The sequence below is a fragment of the Xanthomonas sp. 10-10 genome, assembly GCF_040182365.1.
In the GTDB taxonomy this organism is placed as follows: Bacteria; Pseudomonadota; Gammaproteobacteria; order Xanthomonadales; family Xanthomonadaceae; genus Xanthomonas; species Xanthomonas arboricola_F.
The window spans coordinates 3,436,429-3,446,860 of record NZ_CP144460.1 but is presented as its reverse complement, the minus strand read 5'-3'; the positions used below and the strand labels follow the sequence as shown (position 1 = coordinate 3,446,860).

8 protein-coding genes are annotated in these 10,432 nt (G+C 56.9%); 6 read left to right on the top strand and 2 right to left on the bottom strand.

The annotated features are described in order from the left end of the window. Nucleotide 1: 1 nt before the first annotated feature. The gene (locus tag VZ068_RS14485; RefSeq protein ID WP_349655689.1) at nt 2–1,258 is read right to left on the bottom strand and encodes a hypothetical protein; all 1,257 of its coding nucleotides are present in this window, start codon (nt 1,256–1,258) and stop codon (nt 2–4) included. A 205-nt stretch (nt 1,259–1,463) separates the two neighbouring features. On the opposite strand from VZ068_RS14485, the gene VZ068_RS14480 reads away from it, so the two are divergent. Continuing rightward, a complete protein-coding gene (locus VZ068_RS14480) occupies nt 1,464–2,225 on the top strand; it encodes a dienelactone hydrolase family protein (RefSeq protein ID WP_349655688.1) in 762 nt (253 codons plus the stop codon). 200 nt (nt 2,226–2,425) lie between these two features. On the opposite strand, the gene VZ068_RS14475 is transcribed toward VZ068_RS14480, so the two are convergent. After that, the gene (locus VZ068_RS14475) at nt 2,426–3,424 is read right to left on the bottom strand and encodes a polyprenyl synthetase family protein (protein WP_046962709.1); all 999 of its coding nucleotides are present in this window, start codon (nt 3,422–3,424) and stop codon (nt 2,426–2,428) included. A 261-nt stretch (nt 3,425–3,685) separates the two neighbouring features. Here VZ068_RS14475 and VZ068_RS14470 point away from each other — a divergent pair, with 261 nt between their 5' ends. The 5 genes from VZ068_RS14470 to VZ068_RS14450 all read left to right on the top strand — a co-directional run bounded on the left by VZ068_RS14470 (nt 3,686) and on the right by VZ068_RS14450 (nt 10,429). Then, nucleotides 3,686–4,225 (top strand): single-stranded DNA-binding protein, encoded by a 540-nt coding sequence (locus VZ068_RS14470; RefSeq protein WP_259151715.1) that lies wholly within the window; start codon nt 3,686–3,688, stop codon nt 4,223–4,225. 131 nt (nt 4,226–4,356) lie between these two features. After that, nucleotides 4,357–5,637: a site-specific integrase gene (locus VZ068_RS14465; RefSeq protein ID WP_349655687.1), complete on the top strand. Its 1,281-nt coding sequence runs from the start codon at nt 4,357–4,359 to the stop codon at nt 5,635–5,637. After that, a complete protein-coding gene (locus VZ068_RS14460) occupies nt 5,537–7,171 on the top strand; it encodes a site-specific integrase (RefSeq protein ID WP_349655686.1) in 1,635 nt (544 codons plus the stop codon). Before VZ068_RS14465 ends, VZ068_RS14460 begins: the two co-directional genes overlap by 101 nt. Further along, nucleotides 7,161–9,206 (top strand): integrase, encoded by a 2,046-nt coding sequence (locus VZ068_RS14455; protein ID WP_349655685.1) that lies wholly within the window; start codon nt 7,161–7,163, stop codon nt 9,204–9,206. Before VZ068_RS14460 ends, VZ068_RS14455 begins: the two co-directional genes overlap by 11 nt. Before the next feature lie 482 nt (nt 9,207–9,688). Next, nucleotides 9,689–10,429 (top strand): hypothetical protein, encoded by a 741-nt coding sequence (locus VZ068_RS14450; protein ID WP_349655684.1) that lies wholly within the window; start codon nt 9,689–9,691, stop codon nt 10,427–10,429. Nucleotides 10,430–10,432 lie beyond the last annotated feature (3 nt).

Here is a 10,432-nt window from a genome sequence, read left to right as displayed (position 1 = left end):
TTCAGCGGACGACGTTAAATTCCGAGATGGTGCTTTTGTACTGGCTATTGCCGAGCGAGCTTTCCAAATTCAATACGATACCCAGATCTTCGATGAAGGCTCTGATGCTTCGCGAATTTTTGTCCGAGCAGTTTAGTGCGACCGCATCGCCCTGCAGCGAAGCAAACACGCGCGAGGCCGGCGAGCGCTCGCCGATGCGGCACGACACGGTTACGTTCGACGGCTCGTCGCCTCGGCGTTCCGGCACTTGGGTCATTACCGCCTTGGCGCTGATTGTGGCGCCTGGTTCCCATGTTTTGGGAATGTCGAGATCGAAGGACTGAGTCAGCAAAACGCGGCCATCGCTGCCGCTCATCAGCGACTTGAGCTGGAAGAGCCCGGCCTTGGTCTGGCGCTGCACATGGAAGCTCGGACTGTAGGTCTCGGTGACATTTAAAAGCCCATCTTCTACCGCCATTTCCACGTTAGTGGGTGGCAGTGTGTCTGGCTTGCCGTCCTTGGTCGAGACATAGCTGTAGCTGAGCTTGGTGAATCTGGGGGTTAGTAGCGGCTCGTCCAGCCCATCGCGCACACCGACCGGCAACGGCACGTCTTCAATGCGTATCGTGGCTGGCGGCTGGGGGTAGTCCGCCCGCGCAATGTCTGGTCGCAGCTGTTCCAGTACGGCAGCGTCCACTGCGCCCTGCAGCGAGCAACTCACCGTGGTCTTCCCCGGTGTCTCGGATTCCAGGATCAGGACGCGTTCCAGCAGGCGGGTACCCGAGGCTACGCCGCCCTGGTCATAGGTGGCGCGCCATTCGTTGCCCACCCGCACTTCGCTGCGCACATGCAGTCCGCGCGTGGCGCGCAGCCTTTCGGGGTGCTCGACCAATGGCAGGAGTTGTTTTAGGCTGGTTTCTAACGGGGCATCGATGATGAAGCCCCAGTAAAGGTAATAGCCAAGATTGCCCATTTCCGACGTTTTGTCGAAATAGGAGTGCACCTTCAGTCCGGCCAGGGTTGGTGTGCCCCGCAGGGTCACTGTGTTGTCGACCAGACTGGCGCGGTTGCCGACCGGAATCCAGCTGATGCCGTTCGCACTGCTCAGCGACGCATGCGCCTTCCAGGCTCGAGCGTTACTCTGCAGGCTACCGAAAAAGCTGGCGTCACAGCGCGCAAAGGAAGTGAAAGTGTCGTCCAACGGGGTATCGGCGGCCTGCGCGTATTGGTTTAGCAACAGAATAGTAGTGAGCAACGCAGTTTGTAGCTGGGGCTTCATATAGCTATACATCCTTGTAGTGTGATGTGGAGCTTGCGTGACGACGTGGCGCTGGGCAGCAACGCTCTATCGGCCTGTAGCTGGAAAGCTGAACTCATCTTTCTGATGATGACTCGAGCCGTCGGCAGTCATCTTTTGACACACTGCGGATTCTTTACATCCATGGAGCAGGCGCATGAACAAGCGGTGGCAGTGGAGTACGGCGATGATATTGAGTTTGGCAGCGGCCCCGGTCTGGGCCGCGATGCAGGCAACGCCACTGGAATGGAAGATCGGCAAGGACACCTATAGCGGCGTGCTGGTCTACGACGATGCCGGCGACGCCAAGCGCCCCGGCCTGGTGATGGTGCCGAACTGGCGCGGCGTCAACGACTCGGCAGTGAGCAAGGCCAAGCAGCTGGCCGGCGACGACTATGTGGTGCTGGTGGCCGATGTGTACGGCAAGGGCAAGCGTCCGGCCAACGACAGCGAGGCCGGGCAGTTTGCCGGCGCCCTGAAGAAGGACCCGCCGACGCTGCGCGCCCGCGCGCTGAAAGCGGTGGATGTGCTCAAGGCGCAGGCCGGCAAGGCGCCGCTGGATGCATCGCGCATCGGCGCGGTGGGGTTCTGCTTCGGCGGCACCACGGTGCTGGAGCTGGTGCGCGCCGGTGCGCAGCTGGCCGGCGTGGTCAGCCTGCATGGCGGTATCGCCACGCCTAGCCCGGCCGCTGCCGGCTCGGCCAAAACGCCGCTGCTGGTGCTCAACGGCGCCGACGACAAGAGCGTGAGCAAGACGGACATCGCCGCCTTCGAAACCGAGATGAATGCCGCAGGCGCCGACTGGCAGTTCGTCAATTTCAGCGGCGCGGTGCACTGCTTTGCCGAAGCCGATGCCAACAGCCCGCCCGGTTGCCTGTACAACCCGCGCGCGGCCAAGCGTGCGTACCGCATGCTGGGCGACTTTTTCGATGAGCGGTTCGGTCAGTAGCAGGGATTGGTGATTCGGGATTCGGGATTCGCAACAGCGCGGTTCCGTCCTTCAATCAATCCCTGGTTGTGCTCATCGATCTGTGCCTAACAATCGTTCGGCGATCAAGTCTCGGGATTCGTAAGAGCGCGAACAAGGCCGCTTTTGCGAATCCCCAATCTCCAATCCCAAATCCCGTCCGGAGTGCCCGGCGCTCCGAATCAGTGCGTGCGTTCGACCGCGTAGCGCGCCAGGCCGCGTAGCGCGGCAACCGCTGGGCTGGCGGGCAGGGTGTCCAGCGCCTGTTCGGCGGCGGCAGCGTATTCGGCGGCGCGCTGGCGGCTGTAGTCCAGCCCGCCGGTGGCGTGGATGGCGGCCAATACTTCCGGCATCGCGGCTGCGTCGCCTTGTTCGACGATCTGCCGCAGGCGCTGCTGCGTGGCCGCATCCGAATGCGCCATCGCATGGATCAGCGGCAGCGTGGCCTTGCCTTCGGCCAGGTCGTCGCCCAGGTTCTTGCCCAGGTCGGTGGCATCTGCGGCGTAATCGAGCACGTCGTCGGCGATCTGAAACGCAAAGCCCAGCTGCATGCCGTAGTCGTAAAGCCGTTGCTGCACATCGGCATCCGCGCCCGAGGCCAATGCACCCAGGCGGGTGCCGGCGGCGAACAGCACGGCGGTCTTGCGCTCGATCACCCGCAGGTAGGCGGCTTCGTCGGTGTCGGGGTTATGCACGTGCAGCAGCTGCAGCACTTCGCCTTCGGCGATGCGGTTGGTGGTGTCGGCCAGGATCTGCATGACTTCCATGCGGTCCAGCTCGACCATCAACTGGAAGCTGCGCGAATACAGGAAATCGCCGACCAGCACGCTGGGTGCGTTGCCCCACAGCGCGTTGGCGGTACTGCGCCCGCGGCGCAAGTCCGACTCGTCCACCACGTCGTCGTGCAGCAGGGTCGAGGTGTGGATGAACTCGATGATCGCCGCCAACTGGTGATGCTCCGGGCCGGAGCCGCCCGCCGCGTGGCCGGCCAGCATCACCAGCATCGGACGCAGGCGTTTGCCGCCGGCGGAGATGATGTGATCGGCGATCTGGTTGATCAGCACGACGTCCGAGGCCAGACGGCGGCGGATCAGTGCATCGACCGCGGCCATGTCGGGCGCGGCGAGGGACTGGATCTGGGGCAGGCCCAGCACGGTGGGGAGGTCTTCGGCGATGGTCATGCGCAGGCGTTCGTGATGAGCGCCGATTATAGGTGTACCGGCAGGATCCGTCCCGCCGGGCGCAACCGCGGCCTTCATATTCGCTGTCGCGCGGCTGCAAAGGCCCGTGCGGGCTGGATTTCCGACCCTGGGCCGGGCGCTTGCCCGGCAGCCGGGCGCGGCAACCTGCCACGACCGTCGGTGGGCAGGTGCGGTAACATTGCCGCACAGACATTCATCGCTGCGCGCCTCCGGCGCCAGCGCATCATTTCGGAAGCAGCTATGGCCCGCGGCATCAACAAAGTCATCCTCGTCGGCAACCTCGGCAACGATCCCGACACCAAGTACACCCAGGCCGGCATGGCGATCACCCGCGTCAGCCTGGCCACCACCAGCATGCGCAAGGATCGCGAAGGCAATAACCAGGAGCGCACCGAGTGGCATCGCGTGGTGTTCTTCGGAAAGCTGGGCGAAATCGCCGGTGAGTACCTGCGCAAGGGCTCGCAGGTGTATGTCGAAGGCGAACTGCGCTACGACAAGTACACCGGTCAGGACGGCGTGGAGAAGTACAGCACCGACATCGTCGCCAACGAGATGCAGATGCTCGGCGGCCGTGGTGAAGGCGGCGGCGGTGGCATGGGCGGCGATCGCCCGCAGCGCGCGCAGGCCCCGCGTCAGCAGGGCGGTGGCGGTGGTGGTGGCCAGGGCGGTTACGGTGGCGGCGGCGGTGGCCAGGACTATGCCCCGCGTCGTCAGCAGCCGGCCCAGCAGCAGTCGGCGCCGCCGATGGACGATTTTGCCGATGACGATATTCCGTTCTAATTTTTAGTAGTTCTTCGATGCAAATAAACCCCGGTAAGCCATTGCGTTTATTGGGGTTTTTTGGTTTACACAGCGATCCTTGTTTCCTGCTAATGTGAGGCCAATCTTCTACCAATAGAGGATGTAAAAAGATGCGGCCGGCATTTCGAGTTCGGACTGTCCTGTTCGCCTCAGGTGAGCGCTTTCCAGTGCTGCTGGATGAGCATGGGTGCCCGCTCTTTTCTGCAACTATATTTGCCCTCACTCAGGTCCGCGGTAGAAATCTCTCAACCAACACGATCAGCAATGTGCTGCGTGCGATCATGGTTTTCGAATTGTTCCTTGTTGCGCAAGGAATCGATATCGACAGTCGCCTGGAGTATGGGGAACTTCTTTCGGTCGCCGAGGTAGAGGGTCTAATACTTAGTAGCCGACAGCCGTTGGCAGCACTCGGTTCCAATACAACTTTCCTCTGTACTCATGAAAAAACGCGAACCCAAGTTGCGGAGACGGTGCGTGGTCGACCACCTAGACAGCAGCGGAAAGAGGTTGCCCTTCAAGTAGCATCCACGCGTCTATTGTATATCCGGGGCTATCTTGCTTGGCTAGCGGATGATCGTAGGAGTAAACATGGCCTCTCGAACGAGTTCCGCGTTCGCTTTCAGAGTGCTATAGAGATGACGTTCAAGGCCCTGGATAGCCGGATGCGTGTCTCGTTCGTAGCTGGCAGCGGAGTTGAGCGAGAGGGGCTATCCGACAGCCAAGTGCAAGAGCTGCTGCGAGTAACCGATCCTTCGTGCGCCGACAACCCGTGGCGTGATAAGCACACTCGCCATCGCAATGCGCTTCTGGTGCGGTGGCTGTTGAACCTAGGATTGAGAATTGGAGAAGCGCTTGGAGTGCGCAGCTCAGATATCGACAGCCGATTGGGTGAAGTCACAATCCATCGCAGAGCGGATGATCCAGAGGATCCTAGGCGAAATCAACCCCAAACCAAAACTCGAGCAAGGGTTCTTCAGTTGCAAAAGGATCTCCTTACTCAAACTAATGCGTATATTCTTGATCATAGGTCGGGTTTGCCGAAGTCAAAGACACATGGATTTCTATTCGCTGCCAGTCGCAGCGGGAAGCCGCTCACCGTTGCCGCTGCGGAGAAGGTCTTTGAGGTACTGCGCACCGCATGTCCGGATTTACCAAAAAATCTTTCACCGCACTTGCTCCGGCATACATGGAATGACATGTTTTCCAGGCAGATGGATGTGGCAGGGGTGGCGCCGGCGGAGGAGCAGAAGTACCGAAGCTACCTGATGGGATGGTCTCCAACGTCCGACCATGCAGCCGTATACACAAGGCGTCACATTCGTAGGAAGGCGAGAGAAGCTTCACTTGCAATGCAGGAAAAGGTTCTTGCTGGAGGCCATAGGGATGAATAAGGCACGGCGCACTAGTCCTGATGTGCTCCTGTCGTTGCCATGTAAGGTGCGCACACCGAGTGGAGTGGAGTTCAATCCTCAGCGCGATCACTGGATGTATCGGGACATTTCTGAGGTGATAAGCCTTCGCTTCTCAAAACTCTGTCTTTCAAGGGACTTGGAATATTCGGCCAAGGTTACGCTTGTGTGGTACGCAGAGAGGATGGCCTCCAGCCATTTGCGGGTGATGTTTCAACAGTTGCTTAGATTTGCGTTGCACGTCGGAACGGTTCGGGGCGGCCCGGTTGCTAATTTCAATGACACTGATCTTATCAATTACAGAGCATCTTTAGATGCTCAGAATCTCTGGCATTTCGGTCAGTTGTCGACTCTGTTGCGGCGCTGGTATGAGCTCGGCTGCGAGGGAATTTCAAATCGGGCTTATATTTTTCTTAAACAAATTAGAAATCCTGGTGCTAATAAGGGGCGTGCAGTACTTACTCATGACCCTGTTTGTGGTCCGTTTACGGACATGGAATTGGAGGCGCTTCAAAGGGCTTTGGATCATGCCGCTAAGAGAGGTGATGTCTCTACAGAGGGATATGTACTGGCGTATTTATTTATGCTGCTGGGGCAGCGTGCTATTCAACACGCTGCGTTGAAAGTGCGCGATATCTCTGTTGTTGAGCAGAAAAGTGGGGTGCCGGTATACTTGCTGAAGATGCCACGGGCCAAGCAGCACGGAAGTCTTATTAGAAGTGCGTTTAAAAATCGCGTCGTAATACCTCAAATCGGCAGCGTGCTCGTAGAGCATGCCAACGGTGTCAGGAAGTCATTCGAAGGGGTCCTTAAAGATCCCTCTGAGGCACCTTTGTTTCCCGCGACTTCAAGGCCGCATGTCGAGCCCGACAGTTTCCAGTTTCATCGCACTGCGAAAGATATTAATGCCTTATTGCAGTCGACATTAGATCCTCTCAAGGTTAGGTCGGAGAGAACAGGAGAGTATCTTCGAATTAGCTCGGTGCGTTTTCGTCGAACATTTGCTACTAGAGCTGCGATCGAGGGCCATGGTGAACTTGTCATAGCAGAACTACTCGATCATAGTGACACCCAAAATGTCGGTGTGTACATCGAGGCTCGGCCAGAGATCGTGGAGCGAATAGATAGAGCTATCGCATTTCGATTGGCTCCAATGGCGCAAGCTTTCTCAGGCGTTCTCATTGAAGACGAATCTCAGGCCACTCGCTACGCCGATCCGGCTAGTCGGATATGTGATCCTCGCTTTGATCCATCCATGAGGGCGATCGGTAACTGCGGAAGCTACGGATTTTGCGGCTCCCTGGCTCCCATTGCTTGCTACACCTGTGTGAACTTTGAGCCTTGGGTCGATGGGCCTCATCAAGCCGTTCTGGATCACTTGGTGGATGAGCGTGAACGTTTGAGTAAGGATGCTGATGTTCGAATCGCATCCGTGAACGACAGAACCATCCTGGCAGTAGCGGAAGTCGTTCGCCGCTGTGAGGGATGGAAGCAGGAGCGAGGTCATGGTAACTGATGTCATCGTCTTCGTTCCTAGTATTGAAGCTGATGCTAGGACTAACATTCGCCAGTTCATCGATCTGGCTCGCAATCAGCTTGCGGTATTTGGTCAAGATCTTCCGTTCGAAAGTAACACTTGGGACGTGACAGACGCGGTCTTGACCAAAGCTAAAGGAAGAAAGAGAGAGCGGATTAGCTTCTCAATGCTGGAAGCAGTGGGCGGTGCTATTCCGGCAGTCATGCCTGAGCCCTTCCGAAGCTTTGCGAAGGCCTATATTCGCTATCTCTCCGGAGTTCGTCCTGTTAAAGCCATTCACGCCAGAGTCGCTGCGCTTCGTGCATTGGCGGCGGCTCTTGCAGAAGGAGCGCGGGAATGTGATCCAGTACGTGCGGATTCGGCGGTTTTCAATAGAGCTACACAGCTCTTGGTAGGGAATTTCAGCGCTGGAGCCGCCTACCGCGTCGGACAGCAGCTGGAGATTCTAGCGAATTTCATGAAAGAAAATGCTCTGTCGATCAGTCGGACAACTTGGCGTAGTCCGATCCGACGCCCATCTGACACGGTGCGGGTGGGCGCAGAGGCTGATAGGCGTAGAGCGGAAAAACTGCCATCAGCAGCTGCTCTTGAAGCCCTGCCACGAATATTCTTGATGGCCCAAGACCCTGCGGACGTGGTCACCGCGGCAGCTGCTGCAATCATGTTGGCAGCTCCCGAGCGTATCAGTGAAATCTTGACGCTGCCATCGGCTTGCGAGGTCGTAGAGGCGCGTCCCGGGAAGGATGATGCGTACGGTCTGCGCTGGTGGCCGGCTAAGGGCGCAAAGCCTGGAGTGAAGTGGATGGTGCCGGCAATGGTGCCGGTGGTGCAGGAGGCTTTGCGTCGAATCCGGAAAGTCACAATGGAAGCGCGAGATATCGCCGGGTGGTATGAACGCAATCCTAGTCAGATCTATTTGGCATTAGACGTGGAGCATCTCCGCAACAGTGAATGGCTAGACCTTGAGGAAGTTGCACGGATCATCGGCTTGACAGGCAGAATGGGCGCAAACGCATGGTGTAAAGCTCAGGGAATTAGGATGGTTAGATTTAAGGGGCAGGGTAATGCGTTGTACGTCAGGTTTAAGGAGGTTGAGAAGGTCATTGTCTCGCTGCTGCCGCGAGGCTTTCCCACGCTTGATAAGGCGACCGGTGTCACCTATGCAAATGCTTTATTCACTGTCCGCAGAAACGAGCTAGGAATGCAGCGTAGTACCTATCGTTGTATGATTGAGCTTGTGAGTGTAGGTCAAGTAAATACAGGGCTCGGAAGCCGGAGCGCGCATGGGTTGAATTCAATCTTCTCTCGCTTTGGATTTACGGAGCCAGATGGTAGTCCCATTATCCTGAAGTCACATGCTTTTCGGCACTATCTCAATACGTTGGCGCAGGCCGGTGGTTTGAGCCAGCTAGATGTTGCGAAATGGTCTGGCCGACTGGATGTGCGCCAGAACGAGGCGTATGACCATGTTTCACCCAGACAGATGCTCCAAAGTATTCGCTCGGCAGTGGGTACAGATGAGATGATTGGTCCTCTATCCGCGCCGCTAGAACGTGCGCTGATCAAGCGTGATGCCTTTGCGCAACTGATGGTTCCGACTGCGCACGTAACAGAGCTCGGATACTGTATTCACGACTACACGTCGTCTCCATGTCAGTTGCATGCCGACTGCATTAATTGCCAAGAGTTGATCTGTATAAAAGGTGATATCCAAAAAGTCTTGAGATTGCGTGAGCAGTTGACGGAGGCGGTTCGGCTGAAGCAGAAGGCAGAAGTGGCGGTCGGCCAAGGCTATGCCGGCAGTGATCGCTGGATGGAACATCATCGCGTGACAGTGGACCGGCTCACCCAGTTGCTGTCCATCATGGAAGATCCGGATATTCCAGATGGTACGCCAATCCAGATGGCAGCGACTCAAGCTCCGTTCCGCCTTCAAGGGGGGCGAGTTGTTAATTCGTTAGCTGCGCCAGTTGCCCAGAAGAGCAAGCGGAGGCGTAGTGAGAACAGGCCATAAGAAGACCGTCACGCGACGGGGTAAAAATTTATCGGATGGTGCCATTGAGCAGATTGTCAGGATCCTTGACGCTTGGAGCGAAGCTCCGCTGAGTTGGAACGCCTTAGTGGATGCGGTTGCTCTGAGGTTGCATTGTCGCTATACCCGACAGGGGCTTCATAAGCATGAACGCATCCGCGCAGCATTTGTTCTAAGGAAGGGCGCGCTCAGAGGGGTGCAGCCGTTATACAGAGAAGGAGTTACATCACCCGGTATGGCAGAGCGGTTGGCCCGATTGGAGGCTGAGAACCAGCGGCTTGAGGCAGAAAACCAGCGGTTGCTGGAGCAATTCGTTACCTGGGCCTACAATGCACACTCTCGCGGATTAACTCAAGATTTCCTCAGCCAGCCACTTCCTCACGTGAACCGTGGACAGACTCGCCACGCCGGGGGTGATACTCCGCTGAAGAAAAGGAAATAAGTTTAATTACCCAGGAACTAACATGGCAGAGACCGCTGTCGAAAAGAAAGAGATCGGAAGCGCGCACGTTCTAGCTTGGGGATCAGTTTTTATTGCTTTCGGTGCTGTCCAAGGAGTTATTTACCTCAGGTCGTACTGGGGTAATTTCGGCGTGGATCCGTTCCAATTTGGATCTGTAAACGATTTGGCCCTTGTTGGCTTGACTGCTATCGGCGCAACATTGGCGTTCTTGCTTTTCTCTTCGCTTGTTGGTGGTTATCTTGGTAGGAACCTCTCCATCTTGAGCGAGCGCTATCGTACAGTAGCAATACTTGTCCCGATTGCTGTCTTGATCTTCTTGATCGCTTTGGCTTTCTATGTGGATTTTGGCTTCTATCTTGTGTTTGGAGTTTTTCTTACATGGATTCTGATCTGGTTAGTACAAAGAACCCCCGGGCTTCCCATAAGTATTCGCCAGATGGAGCTGCTACCTTACATAGCATTGGTGCTTGCGTATATGCCGCTATCGGCACACTACCTTGGGCACCGTAAAGCCGCTAGCGTGAAGCGAGCGCCGGCGGTAGTGTCAATCTTGACCAAGCATAAGGCAGAAAGGGGAGCTAAGGACTCTGAGAAGTATCAGCTTGCGGGGCGGCTTGGTGATGTCTATGTCCTTTATCATATGGTCGACGACAGCGTCGAGATAATTCCTTCGTCAGAACTTGAGCGCCTCAGAATTGAGCGATTCACTACGCCTACAGGAAGTGCCTCTAAGTCGCAATAAAGA